General features: G+C 42.7%; 18 protein-coding genes. 7 read left to right on the top strand and 11 right to left on the bottom strand.

Features of this window, described 5'->3' with window-relative positions; all coding sequences use genetic code 11:
* Positions 1–33 precede the first annotated feature (33 nt).
* On the top strand, positions 34–900 hold the full coding sequence (locus AC2D3N_RS03780) for an SDR family oxidoreductase (RefSeq protein WP_079676653.1): 867 nt from the start codon (positions 34–36) through the stop codon (positions 898–900).
* Positions 901–1,038: 138 nt separating this feature from the next.
* On the opposite strand, the gene AC2D3N_RS03785 is transcribed toward AC2D3N_RS03780, so the two are convergent.
* A complete protein-coding gene (locus tag AC2D3N_RS03785; RefSeq protein ID WP_079676654.1) occupies positions 1,039–1,383 on the bottom strand; it encodes a carbon dioxide-concentrating mechanism protein CcmK in 345 nt (114 codons plus the stop codon).
* Positions 1,384–1,454: 71 nt separating this feature from the next.
* Positions 1,455–1,763: a BMC domain-containing protein gene (locus AC2D3N_RS03790; protein WP_484692830.1), complete on the bottom strand. Its 309-nt coding sequence runs from the start codon at positions 1,761–1,763 to the stop codon at positions 1,455–1,457.
* A 123-nt stretch (positions 1,764–1,886) separates the two neighbouring features.
* Between AC2D3N_RS03790 and AC2D3N_RS03795 the strand changes: the two genes are divergently transcribed.
* Complete coding sequence (locus AC2D3N_RS03795) at positions 1,887–2,480, top strand: Uma2 family endonuclease (RefSeq protein ID WP_484692831.1); 594 nt, start codon at positions 1,887–1,889, stop codon at positions 2,478–2,480.
* 146 nt (positions 2,481–2,626) lie between these two features.
* Here AC2D3N_RS03795 and mtnA read toward each other — a convergent pair whose 3' ends face one another.
* The 5 genes from mtnA to AC2D3N_RS03820 all read right to left on the bottom strand — a co-directional run bounded on the left by mtnA (position 2,627) and on the right by AC2D3N_RS03820 (position 7,824).
* Positions 2,627–3,679 carry an S-methyl-5-thioribose-1-phosphate isomerase gene (mtnA, locus tag AC2D3N_RS03800; protein ID WP_484692832.1) on the bottom strand — a complete coding sequence of 351 codons (1,053 nt, stop codon included), beginning with the start codon at positions 3,677–3,679 and terminating at the stop codon, positions 2,627–2,629.
* An 88-nt stretch (positions 3,680–3,767) separates the two neighbouring features.
* A complete protein-coding gene (locus AC2D3N_RS03805) occupies positions 3,768–4,364 on the bottom strand; it encodes a Uma2 family endonuclease (RefSeq protein ID WP_484692833.1) in 597 nt (198 codons plus the stop codon).
* A gap of 55 nt (positions 4,365–4,419) precedes the next feature.
* Positions 4,420–5,646 carry an NAD(P)/FAD-dependent oxidoreductase gene (locus AC2D3N_RS03810; protein WP_484692834.1) on the bottom strand — a complete coding sequence of 409 codons (1,227 nt, stop codon included), beginning with the start codon at positions 5,644–5,646 and terminating at the stop codon, positions 4,420–4,422.
* 105 nt (positions 5,647–5,751) lie between these two features.
* Positions 5,752–6,288, bottom strand: coding sequence for a hypothetical protein (locus AC2D3N_RS03815; RefSeq protein ID WP_484692835.1), 537 nt, complete (start codon positions 6,286–6,288; stop codon positions 5,752–5,754).
* Positions 6,289–6,585: 297 nt separating this feature from the next.
* A complete protein-coding gene (locus AC2D3N_RS03820; RefSeq protein ID WP_079676659.1) occupies positions 6,586–7,824 on the bottom strand; it encodes a vWA domain-containing protein in 1,239 nt (412 codons plus the stop codon).
* Positions 7,825–7,879: 55 nt separating this feature from the next.
* On the opposite strand from AC2D3N_RS03820, the gene AC2D3N_RS03825 reads away from it, so the two are divergent.
* The 3 genes from AC2D3N_RS03825 to AC2D3N_RS03835 all read left to right on the top strand — a co-directional run bounded on the left by AC2D3N_RS03825 (position 7,880) and on the right by AC2D3N_RS03835 (position 9,951).
* A complete protein-coding gene (locus AC2D3N_RS03825) occupies positions 7,880–8,566 on the top strand; it encodes an ATP-dependent Clp protease proteolytic subunit (protein WP_079676660.1) in 687 nt (228 codons plus the stop codon).
* A gap of 29 nt (positions 8,567–8,595) precedes the next feature.
* The gene (locus tag AC2D3N_RS03830) at positions 8,596–9,210 is read left to right on the top strand and encodes an ATP-dependent Clp protease proteolytic subunit (protein ID WP_079676661.1); all 615 of its coding nucleotides are present in this window, start codon (positions 8,596–8,598) and stop codon (positions 9,208–9,210) included.
* Positions 9,211–9,330: 120 nt separating this feature from the next.
* The gene (locus AC2D3N_RS03835) at positions 9,331–9,951 is read left to right on the top strand and encodes a J domain-containing protein (protein WP_484692836.1); all 621 of its coding nucleotides are present in this window, start codon (positions 9,331–9,333) and stop codon (positions 9,949–9,951) included.
* A gap of 18 nt (positions 9,952–9,969) precedes the next feature.
* Here AC2D3N_RS03835 and AC2D3N_RS03840 read toward each other — a convergent pair whose 3' ends face one another.
* From AC2D3N_RS03840 to AC2D3N_RS03850, 3 genes are all read right to left on the bottom strand, one after another.
* Positions 9,970–10,545, bottom strand: a complete 576-nt coding sequence (locus tag AC2D3N_RS03840; RefSeq protein WP_079676663.1) for a Uma2 family endonuclease — start codon at positions 10,543–10,545, stop codon at positions 9,970–9,972.
* A gap of 83 nt (positions 10,546–10,628) precedes the next feature.
* Complete coding sequence (locus AC2D3N_RS03845; protein WP_484692837.1) at positions 10,629–12,194, bottom strand: M23 family metallopeptidase; 1,566 nt, start codon at positions 12,192–12,194, stop codon at positions 10,629–10,631.
* Positions 12,195–12,314: 120 nt separating this feature from the next.
* The gene (locus AC2D3N_RS03850) at positions 12,315–13,121 is read right to left on the bottom strand and encodes a biotin--[acetyl-CoA-carboxylase] ligase (RefSeq protein WP_484692838.1); all 807 of its coding nucleotides are present in this window, start codon (positions 13,119–13,121) and stop codon (positions 12,315–12,317) included.
* Between the two features lie 68 nt (positions 13,122–13,189).
* Here AC2D3N_RS03850 and pgeF point away from each other — a divergent pair, with 68 nt between their 5' ends.
* On the top strand, positions 13,190–13,960 hold the full coding sequence (gene pgeF, locus AC2D3N_RS03855; protein WP_079676665.1) for a peptidoglycan editing factor PgeF: 771 nt from the start codon (positions 13,190–13,192) through the stop codon (positions 13,958–13,960).
* Positions 13,961–14,028: 68 nt separating this feature from the next.
* Positions 14,029–14,634 carry a CPP1-like family protein gene (locus AC2D3N_RS03860; RefSeq protein ID WP_079676666.1) on the top strand — a complete coding sequence of 202 codons (606 nt, stop codon included), beginning with the start codon at positions 14,029–14,031 and terminating at the stop codon, positions 14,632–14,634.
* Positions 14,635–14,819: 185 nt separating this feature from the next.
* On the opposite strand, the gene ftsH3 is transcribed toward AC2D3N_RS03860, so the two are convergent.
* Positions 14,820–16,658, bottom strand: coding sequence for an ATP-dependent zinc metalloprotease FtsH3 (gene ftsH3 / locus AC2D3N_RS03865; protein ID WP_079676668.1), 1,839 nt, complete (start codon positions 16,656–16,658; stop codon positions 14,820–14,822).
* Positions 16,659–16,708 lie beyond the last annotated feature (50 nt).

Raw genomic sequence — 16,708 nt, forward strand, 5'->3', positions numbered from 1 at the left:
GCTGTTCACACTCTGTAGTCTATCATATTAATCATGAATAAACTCTTAATTACAGGGGCTAGTGGTTTTTTAGGATGGCATCTTTGCCGAATTGCTCAAACTCAATGGCAAGTATATGGCTTAACTCATTCTAAAACTATTAATATCCCTAATATTTGTCTTTTGAAGACAAATTTAACCGATATTCAAGCACTCAAAAATCTGTTTCGAGAAATTAAACCTGATGCCGTTATTCATGCGGCGGCTCAATCTCAACCTAACTTTTGTCAACATTATCCTGAGATATCCTATCAAATTAATGTTATTGGTTCTTTAGAAATTGCTAACCTTTGTGCTGAGTTCAATATTCCCTGTGTTTTTACTTCAACAGACTTAGTATTTAATGGTTTAAATCCACCCTATAGCGAAACCGATTCCGTATCCCCGATTAGTTATTATGGAGAACAGAAAGTATTAGCTGAACAGGGAATATTAGAACGCTATCCTCGAACAGCTATTTGCAGAATGCCCTTAATGTTTGGGGATGCTCCTAACCATGCCAGCAGTTTTATTCAGCCTTTTATTCAAACTTTAAAAGCCGGAAAAGAGTTGAATTTATTTGCCGATGAATTTAGAACTCCTGTAGGGGGAAATACTGCCGCTAAGGGATTATTATTAGCCTTAGAAACTACATCAGGAATTTTGCATTTAGGCGGGAAAGAACGGATTTCCCGCTATGAATTTGGCTTACTCATGGCTGATGTTTTAGAGCTTCCAAAGCATTTAATTAAACCCTGTTCTCAAGCGGATATTAAAATGTTCGCGCCTCGTCCTCCCGATGTTTCTTTAGATAGTTATAAAGCCTTTAATTTAGGATATCAGCCTCCATTAATTCGGGAGGAATTAAGTAGATTAATATAAATAAAAAAAATATTGATAACTTCCTGGAATTAAATTCAAAAAATCTTGAATAATTAAAGTGGGAAGTGACCCCCTTGCAACCGATAAATCAAGGTTGTCCCTTCCTGCGACAAAAGAGGGTTAATATTAATAACTGAATTAACGACCTCTGGGTAAAGTAAACCCTTCCGCCGCCGCCCGATATTCCTCCACATCTTCATTAAAATCAATCGGTAAAACAGCGACCACATTTTCATGGGGACGGGGAATAATCACCCAGGTTTCTAAGGCGGCACCATAGGCTTTATCGACGGCTGCAATTCCGGCATCCATGGCGGTTTTCACTTCGGAAACATCGCCCCGAATCATAATCGTAAACCGCGCACTTCCTGCCCGAATATAGCCCACCAAGGTCACCCGACCCGCTTTAACCATTGCATCGGCGGCGGCTAAAACCCCTGGAAATCCTTTTGTTTCTAACGCTCCAACTGCTTGTTCTGCCATTGAATTTCTCCTAAATTAACTAGACTTTAAAAGTGTGGCAATTGAATATTTTTCGCAAAATAGAAATTATCTTAAGTGCGAAAACGTTCACTCAGTTCTGTGTAGCCAATAGACATAACATCCACAATGTTCTCAGGGGGGTTGGGAACAACGTAGTAAGTAATCACCGAACAGCCAAACGTCTTTTCTGCCGCTTCAACACCAGCTTGTACAGCAGGAACCACCTCCGATGTCGGGCCACGAACTGCCACTATAAATTCACCCCGTTCTGCTAAATCATAGTAAACCAGGGTAACTCGCGCAGCCTTGACCATCGCATCTGCTGCGGCTAAAATCCCCGGAAAACCCAGGGCTTGTATGACACCCACTGCCTCTGGCATTGAAGTCTCCTAGTAAAAACGAAACCGATCAAGATCATTGTACGACTCAATGGCACGTCAAGATAGGTTTACTGTTGTTAGCTATCCGGGGGCTGTTGAGCGTAAAATGGATATTATGAAGTAATGAATCAATTGAATATGACTCAAGCTCAAGTAAGATTTCAAAATTTTGAAGACTACTTATCTTTTGATGATGGTACAGAAAACTTGTATGAACTATTCAATGGAGAATTAATTCAAGTGCCTCCCGAGTCAGGAAAAAATGTTGCAATTGCTGGATTTTTGTTTGTACAATTTGCCTTGCTAATCGGTCATTTAAGAGTCAGAGGACATGGTTTAGAATTAGAAGTCAGAGGAGAACCAAAAAACCGCTATCCAGACCTAACAATTATCCGAGAGGAACATATCGAACAATTAGAAAAGCGCAATACATTACGTTTTTTTATGGCTCCTCCTTTAGTTGTTATGGAAGTAGTTAGTCCTGGGGAATTACAAAGAGATAGAGATTATATTGCCAAAAGAATGCAATACCAAGATCGAGGAATTCCTGAATATTGGATTATTGATCCACAATTACAAACCGTATTAGTATTAAAATTGGTTAATAATTTTTATACGGAAATCGGCACATTTCAAGGAAGCGATCGCATTTTTTCCTCACAATTCACCAACATCAACCTAACCGCCAACCAAATCTTTATTGCCAGTTATCAATAAAAAAATAGACGGCAATATTAACAACCATCCATAACTCTTTAATATAGCAACCACCAAGGCAGTTAGGACACCAGATGGATGTATCTATCTTTTCCCCCGGTGTTCCCTGCTATACCCCCTTCATTCCTTTGTGTCTTTGTGGTTGATTAACTCACAGAAAACTGTCTTAATTCCCCAGGAATAACTGCCCCCTTTTCTGTTATAATAGCAGTAATTAATTCGGCCGGAGTCACATCAAAAGCCGGATTAAAAAATTCCACTCCTTCGGGACAAATACGAGTAGTTCCTACCTGATAAAGTTCCGTAGGATCTCGTTCTTCAATCGGAATTTCATCCCCGGTTGCTAATTTAAAATCAACGGTTGATAAGGGGGCTGCAACGAAGAATGGAACCCGATGATATTTAGCCACAATTGCTAAACTATAGGTGCCAATTTTATTTGCCGCATCGCCATTAGCAGTAATTCGATCAGCCCCCACAATGACCGCATGAATTAACCCCTGTTTCATACAATGGGCTGCCATATTATCGGAAATTAATGTGACTGGAATTTGATCTTGCACACACTCCCAAGTGGTTAATTTAGCTCCTTGTAACCGGGGGCGAGTTTCGTCGGCATACACTCGATTTAACCGTCCTGAATTCCAAGCAGAACGAATTACTCCTAAAGCGGTTCCATACCCTCCCGTGGCTAAGGAACCCGTGTTACAATGGGTAAGAATATTGAGTTTTTCGGGGGTTTCAGGTAATACTATTAACCCCGCTTCTCCGATAGCAAAACAGGTTTTAATATCGTCTTCTCGAATAGTATTGGCTTTGTGTAATAAGGCGGTTTTAATCTCCTCTATTGTGCCGGGGGTTGCTGTTGCTGTTTGCAACATTTGATCAATTGCCCAAAACAAATTAACAGCCGTAGGACGGGTTGCCCGCAGGACTTGGGCGATGGGTTCTAGTTGGTTTAAAAATTCCTGACGGTCTGAGGTTTGAATCTCCCTCGCCCCTAAATATAACCCATAGGCGGCGGCAATTCCAATGGCGGGAGCCCCCCGAACAATCATGGTTTTAATGGCATCTGCCATTTGTTGATAGGTGGTAATTTCTACGCGGGTATATTCATCGGGGAGACGGGTTTGGTCAATGAGGGAAGCGCGATCGCTTTCCCAAATAATCGGATAAACTTGAGTTAAAGTTGAGGTCATTTTTAGAGTTAAACTTGATAGTAGAATATTGTTGCCAGTTATGTAATTATAAGTCTAAATTGAACGTTAATAACGTAAAACTGACTCGTTAATTTTGTGTTTGTAATAGCTGTGATGCCGTCAAAGGAGAGGACTGGTTATAGTCTGATAAGAAGGCAGAATTGATCACCCTATCCCCGGTAAAAATAGCCTGTTCATAGAGTCCCGTTACTAAACTAAAGACGGTAATCTGTTGTTGGATAGGGTCAATAATCCAATATTCAGGGATACCTCGGGCTTGATATTGTGATCGTTTATAACGATAGTCTCGCTGTTGATTTTCCTGACCGGGACTGACAACTTCCACCACCATTTCAGGGGGTGGCATATCTAGGGTAATTAAGGAGCGACTTGCCCCCTCCATCACCTGTACTAAGGTTTCTGTTAATACCATTAACTCAGGAATTCGTACCGTAGTTCGACTTCCCATCACCACCAATTCAGTTTTTAGGGTTAACTGAGAAAAGGAAACACCTAATTGTAGAAAATAGGCAAACAAAAAACAAGCAATACGCCGATTAATTTCGCTTTCAGTCGGCATTAATAGAAGTCTCCCATCCTCTAGCTCATAACCAGCATCGGTATCCTGATCATAATTGAGAAACTCCTGCAAGGACATGATTTTTTCAGTCGTTGCCTGGGTCATCGTGGCTTGTCCTCCCATCAACCTATCGGGTGATATTGATCTATTATAATCAAAATTAGGTTAAATTGAGTTTAAGTTTTAATCTTGTCCAAATCTGACTAATTTTATAGCGAAAATATTTAAACCCTGCTTTATATAATCGTTTAAAATCATAGTCAAATAAAATAGCCATCATATCTTCTAAAGATAAATCCCTTAAATAATAGACTCCTTTATCAATAGATTGATCACTATATTGTAAATATTTACTCAAACCCATTTGTTCTGACCAGTTCCAAGTTTGAGTATAGGTTTGTTTGATTTCTTGACGATATTCGGCAAAATTAGTTATTTTTCCCGATAGATAATCTTGGATATATCCCGCAGCAATATTGGCATTTCGCATCCCGTGACGAATGCCCTCTCCACCCAACATATTCACCATAGAAACTGCGTCCCCAATGGCAATAATATTATCCTGATAATAAATATCTTCTAATCCACTACAATATTTTAACATTCCCCCATGATGATTAATGATTTTATAAGGAATTTCTGTTAAATAATCCGTTAATAATAATTCCACATAGGAACGTAAAGTCTGAGTTTCATTTACCCATTCATGGGAACGATTTAACTGGGCAGACCCCACTTTTAAGCGATTATTTCCCATGGGGAAAATCCAAGAATAGCCCCGGGGCACCCAACGATGACCTAAAAAGAAAATTAGATCTTGAGAATATTTTTGATAATCCGTTTCTGAAAGTTCAATTAAATATTCAATTCCCGTCCCGGTTAAATAATCAGGTTGAGGTGCTTTTTTAGTATACATTACAGCCCGAGTCGGCCCGGTCGCATCCACTAAAACTTGAGTTTCTACTAAAATAATTTCTCCGGTAGACCGTTGTTTTAATTCAACAATGGTATTTTGATTCTCCTTAAAATGCCTAAGATAGCGATATCCCATCCAAACCTCACCGCCATGGGTAGTAACTTCCGTGGCTAAAAATCCCCGTAATTTGGCAAAATCAAAAACAGCCCCCAAAGGTATTGGAGACTGCCATTTTTGATTAACATTTGTGGTAACAATCACTAAATTTTGCCAAAAACTTCCGACAACGGTTTCAGGTAAATGGAATTTTTCCAAAGTTTCTAACGGTGTAGCGGCGCTGGAAAAATCATTTTTAGAAAAAGTTTCATGTTGTTCAACTAATAATACTTGCTGACCCGCCTGGGTGAGTTGTCTTGCACATTGACCTCCGGCTGGCCCCGCACCAATAATCACAACATCGAAACGTTTCATCGGAATAAAATCTCAAGTTTAAAGAGCTATTATAGTTTAACAAATTACTGTTAATTTGATCCGATGATTGGGGATAGATGCCCAAAGGTCAATATTCTGTCAGGTTTAATTTTTAGAATTGATTTCTCCTTTGGGTTGAGGAATTTCTGGGGAATTTACACTCGATGAAGATTGCAGAATTGTTGGGTTGAAAGCAGGAACTTGACAGGTGGTTGTATTGGTTTTAGGTAAGCAAGCAATGGGTCGAGTCAAAAGCGAAGGAATGGAAACAAATTCACCTTCTAAAACAAAGTCATCGGCATTCAAGACAACGCCTAAAATTTCTTGGGTAGATTTGATTTTAATAACTGCATCATCAGCCCGTCCATCCCCATCAAAATCCATTAATTCTGTATAGTCTAAATCGGTTTCATTGATACCATCGGTTAAGCCAATTTTATCTCCATCATTGAACCAATCAAAATTAGAAATCACAGGAACATGAAACATATTATGGCTGGCATTTTGGGTTTTTAGAATAAATATATCAGTATTGCCGTTACTACTGGGGGTTTGGGCATTTCCCGACATCGGCATGAACAAACTAATCATAAAAGGAACAATTGTGGCAATTAAACAGGTGCGAACTCGATTGGAAATCATACATTTTCCTCATGCTTTGATTTCACTCTACCTGGGGATTGAATGGCTTTAGTGGTTAGTGAGTGCTACTATTCTAAGTTCTACAAGGTTGAGAGAAAATTGGGGGGTTTATTTCAAGGGAAAACCCTGATTAAATCAAGCAAAATCAGGGTTTTAGGGGTTGTGTCTGTTATTGAGAAAATAGACAGTTAGAAAATTGGAAAGTTTGGCTTTACACTATTTCATATCCCTGGGAAACCCGGATTATCCCAAACCCCTAATTTTCAGGATGGGATTTCCCTGTTGCGGTGTTCCCGCTTATTTCAACACAGTTTTAGACACAATCCGGGTTTTCTTCTTATCACTTTCGGATAATTCTTCTCCCGATTGTAAACGAGTGGCACTGGTTTGTAACACCGTTGCTGCGTTTTTATCCCCCATTTGTAAAGCAGTTTTAGCGGCGGTTTGTAACATGGTTGCAGCCCCCGCCCGGTCGCCTTGTTGCAGTTTGGTTTCGGCAATTTGAGTTTGACGATATTTGGCTAAGGTTAAAATTTGTTGTTGCACAAACCCATCCATTTTGGGTTGATAATCACCGACAAAATTACCTTCCACAATCACCAAATCAGAATATAAATTTTTTAAATCTAAGGATGGATCATCATAGCGGACTTGAACCTGGGCGATCGCTTGTTTTCCCGGGGGAAATTTATCAAAGTATAAATTAGCTAAAACCACCCGATCCACATCTTTCATCACATCTCCTAAACGGACAATCCATTTATCCCCTTCTTTTTGAATCGGTAATTCAATGGTATCGGGGGCAACTTGAGCGATGGGTTTGAGTTCAGCTAACCGGACATGGGGCATTAAATCCAATAATAAATAGGAATTAGTTAACCCCACCGACTGCATTTTATTAAACAAACGGCTAAATTCATCTAACGCTTGTTCGGGATATTCAATATAGGCTAAAGTTCCCCCAGCAGCATCGGCAATTTTTTCTAAAACATCGGAATTCCAATCTTCTCCAAACCCTAAAGTATTAATCGTTAAGTTATAAGTAGCGGCAAGTTTGGCGAGTTTTAAACAACGATCATTATCTCCATGTTCATTTTCACCATCGGTTAATAAAAACCCTTGAGAAATTCGTTCTTGTTTGCCTTTTCCTAATTCCTCAATCCCTAATTTTAGCCCCTCATCAATGGCCGTCCCCCCGGAGGATTTTAAGCCTTGAATTTTCCGTTTAATATTGTCCAAATCCGTAATATCTTGATTGGGAATTAAAACCTTGGCGCGGTGATCAAAGGTTATAATAGAAATGCGATCGCCAGGTTTTAATCGATCCACTAACTCAATCGCCGCCTGTTTCACGGTTTCTAGGGGTTTTCCACTCATAGAACCGCTATGATCTAAAATTAGGCACAAATTCAAAGGGACATCGGCATCACTTTGAGAGGGAAACGCCGAAATGGAGATCGCCAACTGACGTTGACTATTGCCAACGGACAGATCAAAGTTGGGATCACTAAGAATAGCTTGTAAACTGAGTTTCATAGGATTACCTGAAGTTGCGCTACTATTTCTATAAGTTTAAGGTTGAGAATTCCTGATGAGAGAACCCATTCAAGCTGTGCAATCGGCATATTCTTACACCGATAGCCCGATTCGGACTCCCCCACCAGACTTAGAATCCCTTCTGTTGAAGGAAAGGATTGTCTATCTGGGACTTCCCCTGTATTCGTCCGATGACATCAAACGTCAAGTCGGGATTGATGTTACTGAACTGATTATCGCTCAACTGCTTTACTTACAGTTTGACGATCCTGATAAACCTATCTATTTCTACATCAACTCCACGGGAACTTCCTGGTATGGAGGAGATGCTATTGGATTTGAAACCGAAGCCTTTGCGATTTGCGATACTTTGGGCTATATTAAGCCTCCAGTTCATACTATTTGTATTGGTCAGGCCATGGGAACCGCAGCCATGATTTTAGCCGCGGGGACTAAAGGTTTTCGGGCGAGTTTACCGAATGCCACCATTGTTTTAAATCAAACCAAAAGTGGGGCAAGGGGTCAAGCAACGGATATCCAAATTCGAGCAAAAGAAGTTCTCGATAATAAGAGAACCATGTTAGAAATTTTAGCAAAAAGTACCGGACAAACGGTAGCAAAAATTTCTAAAGATACCGATCGGATGTTCTATTTAACACCAGAAGAAGCCAAGGAATATGGCTTAATTGATAAGGTGTTAAAAAGTCGAAAAGAACTGCCCGCATTGGTGGCAACGGTTTAAAATTAATTGAAGTTAAAAAGGGAAAAGCTATGCCGATTGGGATTCCGAGTGTTCCTTACCGTCTTCCAGGTAGTCAATACGAAAGATGGATTGATATTTATACCCGTTTAGGTGTAGAACGGATTTTGTTTTTGGGTCAAGAAGTCACCGATAGTTTGGCTAATCGAATTGTGGCACAAATGCTTTATTTAGATTCGGAAGATTCTAATAAACCAATTTATTTGTATATCAATTCTCCCGGGGGTTCGGTAACTGCCGGGATGGCGATTTACGATACCATGCAATATATTAAAGCCGATGTGGTCACAATTTGCGTGGGTTTAGCGGCTTCCATGGGAGCTTTTCTATTAGCCGCAGGAACCCCCGGCAAGCGTTTGGCCTTACCCCATGCCAGAATTATGATTCACCAACCCTTGGGCGGGGCAAGGGGGCAGGCTACGGATATCGAAATTGAAGCCAGGGAAATTTTGAGAATCCGCAGTTTATTGAATGATATTTTAGTGCAGCGTACGGGGCAAACTTTGGCAAAAATTCAAAAAGATACGGATCGGGATTATTTCCTCTCTGCCCAAGAAGCCAAGGATTATGGTTTAATTGACCAAGTGATTGAAGAACGGGCGACCGCGGCTTTAACCGCAGGTTAAGGGTTAACAATTCACTATAATATTGGATGGGTTTTTCCCATCCATTTATCCTCTAATTGTTTTTCTATTTGTGCAATTTACTTCCCATATTATTAAATTGAGTCACTGATACAATTAGTGATGGATACAACCGACTATTATCGACAATTAGGATTAAGATCCGGGGCAAGTTTGGAGGCGGTGAAAACTTCCTATCGTAAGCTCGCCAGACAATATCATCCTGACGTCAATCCTGGCAATGAGGTCGCCCGAGAGAAGTTTATGGCGATTACAGAAGCCTATAAATTTTTATTAACTATTGCTAAACCCGAAGCAGAATTAGAACCCGTTACGGCTTCTACAAAACCCGTGACATCGGGGTTTAAAGTTCCCCAATATCAATCAACAAAAGTTAAAATCACCTCCAAAAGTCCGCCAATTGAGTTTAATCCTGAATTAACTCCAGAGGAGCAAAAAATCAAGGAAAATTTCTATTTAGAGTTACAAAATCTTTTAAAATCTAAGCGTTTTCCTCGGGCGATCGCATTAGTTGAAGGGTTAGCCCAACGGATTCCCCATGATCCTGAAATTCGCCAATGGCAAGCGATTTCCTATCAAAGATGGGGACGACAATTGATTATAGAAAAGCAAGTTGATAAAGCTAGAAATTATTTAAAAAAAGCCTTAAAAACCGACCCGCATAATCGGGCATTATGGGCGGAAGTGGAACGGGATTTTAGACAGTTGGAAAAGATTTATTAATCTTAAAAACCTAACTTATTACCAAATTAACTGGAGATTTAAAACAAATCCCGGTAAAATATCTTCTCCTGATAAGGTTGTAGGATTGTCTAAAACTTGTTTTTTTTGTCCCTGACGATAAATTTCAACTTGTTGCTGTTGGGGGTTAATTAACCAACCTAACCGAGTGCCATTATCAATATACTCCTGCATTTTATCTTGGAGTAATTTTAAGGAATCGCTAGGTGATCGCAATTCTATAATAAAATCAGGAGATAAAGGTAGAAATTTAGTTTTCTGTTCTGCGGTCAAGGATTCCCATTTTTCTAAGGGTATCCAAGCCGCATCGGGAGAAAAATCTGCACCATTGGGAAGGGTAAACCCACCAGATGAGTCAAAGGTTATACCCAATTTTGTTTGTCGATTCCATAACCCTAATTCTAAGTTAATATCTGAATTTCGCTTACTGGTTTCGCCTCCGGTGGGTGGCATAATAATTAAGTCTCCTTGGGCAGTTCGCTCTAATTGTAAGTCACGGTTAGCGATACAAAGTTGATAGAATTGCTCATGGGTAATGGGGATGGTTTCTGAATTATTTAAAATTAATTGAGTCATGTTTTTATCTCCTTGATGATGGTGATTAAAACCCAACCTATTAAAAATCTAACATATTCAGGAAATTGGGAGGATGTCACAAATTAACCAGGACTCTTAAGATTCTCTGCAAATCCAAAATTCAGAGTCGGAGGTTCTAAATTAGGAATCATCACATCCACACCTGGCGGTAACGGGGGTAATTTAGGCATTCCGGTTTCCACATCTTCTGTTAATTTGGCAATAAATTCTGAGGAGGGAACTTGCGCCACCTTCATGGTATTTAATAGTTGAGCCAGCGCCACCTCAATATCATTTCGGGGGTCAATCGCCACCCAACCTTGACTGGTCAACTTCCGTAACTCAAAGTGTAAATGGGGCCCGGTTGATACCCCCGTACTTCCCACCCGTCCAATCACTTCCCCCTGTTGAACTAGCTCTCCAGGTTTAACAAACAATTCCGATAGGTGACCATAGAGGGTTTCTTGAGATTTCTCCGAGTGATTTAATACCACCGCCATTCCGTAGCCCCCTAACCAATCGGCGACGGACACTTGACCGGAATAGGAAGCCACAACGGGTGTGCCTTCATCGGCGCCTAAATCAATCCCGGTGTGAAAACGGCCATAACCCAAAACCGGGTGTTCACGCCAACCAAATAAAGAGGTAATGGGGGAGGGAATGGTCAAGGGAAAAAGTACGCTGGTATTGCCATTTCCCCGCACCGCCGCCGGACGTTGGGTGCGATTATAATAGGTCAAACCGGAATTACTCATACTGCTGACCATCATCGGGCCCACTTGAATCGGACTAAACCCGGTAACGGCGACTTCCCCGGAGTATGACCCGCCAGAACCATAATCAACGGCTTCCGGCTGACTGGTATAAGTATAGTTGGCCTCATAACCGCCTCCGCCATAGTCAGGGGAGTTAGCAACAAACCCATTAGAGTAAGAGGAATTGGGCTGAGTTGGGGCAAAGTTGCCTCCATCTAGGAGGGGATTAGGAACAGAACCTAAATTATTATTGCCAATGTAAGGAACTTGATTGTTTTCCGCCTGATAGATTGAGGAGGGATATGCGGGAGAAGGAGAGCATAAATCTCCGGCGGCTTGTCCCAATGCTAAAGAGGCTTCACATCCAGTTGAACGTTCGGAGAATACCACTGTAGAGGGAGCTTCATATCCGTCCGTTGCCCCAATTTTGTAGTCCGTGGGGTCGATGTAAGCATTGGCTGGAGACTCGGCTGCGGGGGGTGTGTCTGGAAAAACAATCTCTTGTTCAGGTGGGGGGACAATATTGGGAATTTCTGGTGGGTTCGGTTCGGAATAATATTCGGGTTCAGGATTATAAGCGGGTTCAGAATAACTGGGATCAGGTGTAGCGTAGTCTGGAACAGCTTGGGGTTCGCTATGGGTAGGTTCGGGTTCAGTATTCGGAACAGTCAGACTATCACTGTATCCTGTCGTGGCTTCAGGAACGCTGGGAACAGGAGCTTCCACAGGTTCAGCTTCTGCGGGAATAGAAAATTCATCCGTAGCAATCACACGGCTACTGAATAGGACTAAACCCGTAAGACAACCTAAACCCAAAAGGGCGTAACTTCTTGAACCCAAGTACCAACGTCCTTGGCGGGTATTGGATGTTGGATATTTTTTCTGTTCCGTCATCTTCCTCACACAACCAATAATGATCTAACCGTTTAACTAACTATAGGGGCGGGTTTAGGGAGATAATTACTAATAATTCCAGATAGTCTCGGAACCTGCCCCTACGGTTTAATTGTTTAACTAACCGTAGCCGATACTTATTGTACCCGGCGGTTGGTCAATTTCTTGAGAAAAACCGATTTCGGTTTTGGGATAAAGACCGACTCGTAGGTTCCCCTGTTCCGAAATTCCAATAATTTCACCCATTTGATCCCCAATCTGGATCGGTTTCCCAATACAGGTTAAGAGTTGATTATAGCCCGTTAACATTTTCTTAACCTTAACATCTGATAAGTGTTGAATCCCTAGGTCTAATCCCTGTAGGACTAGGGCGGCAAGGAATTCTAAGGATTGAATCGTCGGCGGTGTAGCTGCATCGGCAAAAAAGGTTTGTAAATTAATCCCCATTTCAGGAACGGGATTTTCCCAGTTTAAACCAACTCCGATCACCGCTTGAGTAATAAATTGCCCGGAAATTTTGGTTTCGGTGAGAATGCCGCCGAGTTTGCGCTGATTTAAGATTAAATCATTCGGCCATTTGAGTTGTACGGGACAGGAGCGATCGCGCAAAACCGTAGCAATACCCCAAGCGGAACTGATGCTTAATTGCGCTTTTTGAGTCACCTGAAGGTTGATATCGACAATTTTTGATAAAAATAGCCCTCCCCGACTTGACTGCCATTGTCGGCCCCATTGTCCCCGTCCAGCAGTTTGTTGTCCGGCGATAACAACAGTTTCCGAAGGTTCACCCTGTTCTAAGAGTTCCCAGGCGGTTTGATTCGTGGAAATTAAGCTATCAAAATAATAAATATTCGGTAGAGACGTGCCATGGCGCTTGTCCATCAAGGTTTGTAAGGCAGATTCTAAACGGGATAAGTTGAAGGTCACGCAAGTTATTTAATCGAGGGTTAAAATCAAGGTTGTTTGTAGTCGCAACAGTTCCTAATCATAATTTTATGCACACTTGGCATTGGCAAACCTGGGATGGATTACCCTATCTAACCTGTAGTTTGCTCAAAGATTGGCAACATGGGTTTTTTACCCGTTCCTTTAGTCCTCGCACTCCCTCGGACTTAGTGGATGTTTTACAACCTGGGGTGAATGTATATCGAGTCAAGCAGGTGCATGGAAATCGGGTCTTGAAAACCGGAACCGTTGACCCCTTGGATCATTTAGCATTAGAAGATCAACCCCTGACAGAAGCGGATGGTTTATTTGCGGAAAACTCCTCAGAGGCGGTGTGGGTGGCCACGGCCGATTGTGTTCCGGTGTTAATTGCCGATGCTCAAACGGGGAAAGTGGCGGCGGTTCATGCCGGATGGCGGGGGACGGCCGCTAAGATTGTTCCAGAGGCGATCGCCCATTTTCAAGCCCAGGGGAGTCAACTCGAAGATCTGCGGGTGGCTTTGGGGCCAGCAATTTCGGGACAAGTCTATCAGGTTTCCTTAGATGTGGCGACCCAGTTAGCCCAAAGTTTGGTTTCTGATACCGAGGGACTAGAACCCGTCTATCACCTCCCCAATTCCCCCCTACTCCCCGATCCCGAACCGGATAAAGTTCGTTTAGATGTGCGAAGATTTAATAGCTTACAACTAGAACAGTTAGGGATTACACCCGAACAAGTAGCGATCGCACCCCATTGTACCTATCAAGACCCGGAGGCATTCTTTTCTTACCGTCGGGAACAATTAAAACGGGTGCAGTGGTCAGGGATTGTCAGTCAATAGGATTCATTGGTTTGGATCAAGATTGAGTTAAGCTTACAATAAATAAAACGGTATTAAGAAAAAGTCCGATGAGCGAGCAAAGTCCCTACGAACAGCTTGGGGTTACCCTTGATGCCTCCTTTGATGAAATTCAGGAAGCTCGGGATCGCCTAAAACAGCAATATAGTGGCGAAATTAAGCTGCTGCAATCGATCGAGGCGGCTTATGATGCCATTTTGATGGATCGGTTAAAAATGCGACAAGAGGGCAAAATTAAAGTCCCGGAACGAATTCGTTTTCCCGAACGAGTCACCCCAACTCCGCCCTCTGGTGTTCAACCCGCGGCAAATTCAAAACCCAATTGGTTAAACCAACTGTGGGATACTCCCAGTCGTGCTGATTTATTATGGCCTTCTGGGGTATATGTCACATTGGCAGGTTTGAGCCTTTATTCGGGTTTTGCTACCTCGTTATTACAGCTAACTTTAGCCTTGGGTGTGGGATCTTGTCTTTATTTTCTTAACCGCAAAGAGAATAAGTTTGGTCGGGCTGTTTTACTGACCGTTGTGGGTTTAATTGGAGGGTTAATATTAGGAAGTTTATTGAGTTCCCTCGCCGGAGCGATCGCAGTAGAACGATTTATTGCTTTTATTACTTTTATTGTTTTGTGGCTTGTGGCTTGCTTTTTGCGTTAATTCCCCAGGGTTCAAAGTTACCGGAATTAGGGAACAGGCAACAGGCAACAGGGAACAGTGAAGAAAAGACTTTAGCAGTCTTTTTCCTGACTTTTTGGGCCGAATTTCATAAAAATAGGGCTAGATTTCTGGAAACAGAAATAGCCCTATTTTTATTTAAACGGATTCAATATTTAGGACTTGAATTAAACAACCGCCGCCATTTTGACCTCATTATTGGCTAACAATTCTTGCAATTCATCGGCATCCACCGTTTCTTTATCAATTAAAACATCGGCTAATTGATTGAGAACATGGCGGTTTTCTACTAATACTTGTTTTGCCCGTTTATAGGCGGCATCTACCAGCAGACGGACTTCGGCATCAATGGTGGAGGCGGTTTCTTCGGAGAAATCCCGTTCTGACATAATATCCCGTCCCAGGAACACATTCCCCTGTTGACGACCTAATGCCACCGGGCCAAGCCGATCGCTCATCCCATAACGGGTAATCATTTGACGGGCTACCCGAGTCACCTGTTGTAAGTCATTAGACGCTCCGGTGGTGACTTCTTCTTCCCCGAAGATAATTTCTTCGGCAACCCGGCCACCCAAAGCCACGGCCATTTGATTTTCCAAATAGGAGCGGCTAAACAAACCGGAGTCCATGCGTTCTTCGCTGGGCATAAACCAGGTTAACCCCCCGGCCCGTCCCCGAGGAATAATACTAATTTTCTGTACCGGGTCATAGTCGGGCATTAGGGCCCCTACTAAAGCGTGTCCGGCTTCATGGTAGGCGACTAGGGTTTTGCGTTTTTCGCTCATCACCCGATCTTTCTTCTCGGGGCCCGCTAACACCCGGTCAATGGCATCATTGACTTCATCCATGGAAATTTCCGTCAAGTTACGACGGGCCGCTAAAATCGCGGCTTCGTTTAACAGGTTGGACAGGTCAGCCCCGGTAAACCCAGGGGTACGACGGGCAATTTTATCTAAGTCCACATCTTTGGCCAGGGTTTTGCCCCGGGCATGAACCCGCAGAATTTCTGCCCGGCCGTTATAGTCGGGACGGTCAACCACCACTTGACGGTCAAAGCGACCCGGACGCATTAAGGCGGAGTCGAGAACGTCGGGGCGGTTGGTAGCAGCAATAATAATAATTCCGTTATTGCCCTCAAACCCGTCCATTTCCGTTAATAATTGGTTCAGGGTTTGCTCGCGCTCATCATTTCCACCGCCTAAACCTGCACCCCGTTGGCGACCTACGGCGTCAATTTCATCAATAAATACGATACAGGGGGCATTGGTTTTCGCCTGTTCAAACAGGTCACGCACCCGGGACGCACCCACACCCACGAACATTTCCACAAATTCCGAACCGGAGATACTGAAGAAGGGAACGCCCGCTTCCCCTGCGACGGCTTTGGCTAATAGGGTTTTTCCTGTTCCTGGGGGGCCTACTAATAACACCCCTTTAGGAATTTTTGCACCAACGGCCGTAAACCGATCAGAATTTTTCAGAAAGTCCACGACTTCGCTAAGTTCGAGTTTAGCTTGTTCGATACCCGCCACATCCCCGAAGGTGACTTGGGTTTGGGGTTCCATCTGGACTCTGGCTTTGGACTTACCAAAGTTCATGGCTTGGTTACCCGGGCCATTCTGAGCGCGACGGAGTAAGAAGAATAACCCCACTAAAAGTAAAACGGGGAAGAACAGACTGCTTAGGGCTTTAAACCAGAAGCTCTCATCGTTTTGGGGTAGAACTGAAATATCAACATTATTTTCGGTCAGGATATCGATCAGAGCCGGATCGTTGGGAAGATTAACAATCACTTTATTCCCATCCTGGGCCGTGACTAAGGCCCTGGAGCGATCAGAACTGAGGCTGACCCGTTCAACTTTATTACTCTTGACTTCTTGAATAAAGGTACTATACTTCCAGCTTTCCCGAGTTTGGGGCTGTTTATCAAAAAAGGCAGTTGCTAATGCTAAGACGACAATGGCAAGCAGGGCGTATAACCCCGCATTTCTCCAGCGTTTATTCACCGAGGTCTATCCTCCTACTGTTGCGGCGAGTCTACAGGACTCATTGTTAT

The organism is Planktothrix sp. PLAVEN19ND (assembly GCF_057220675.1).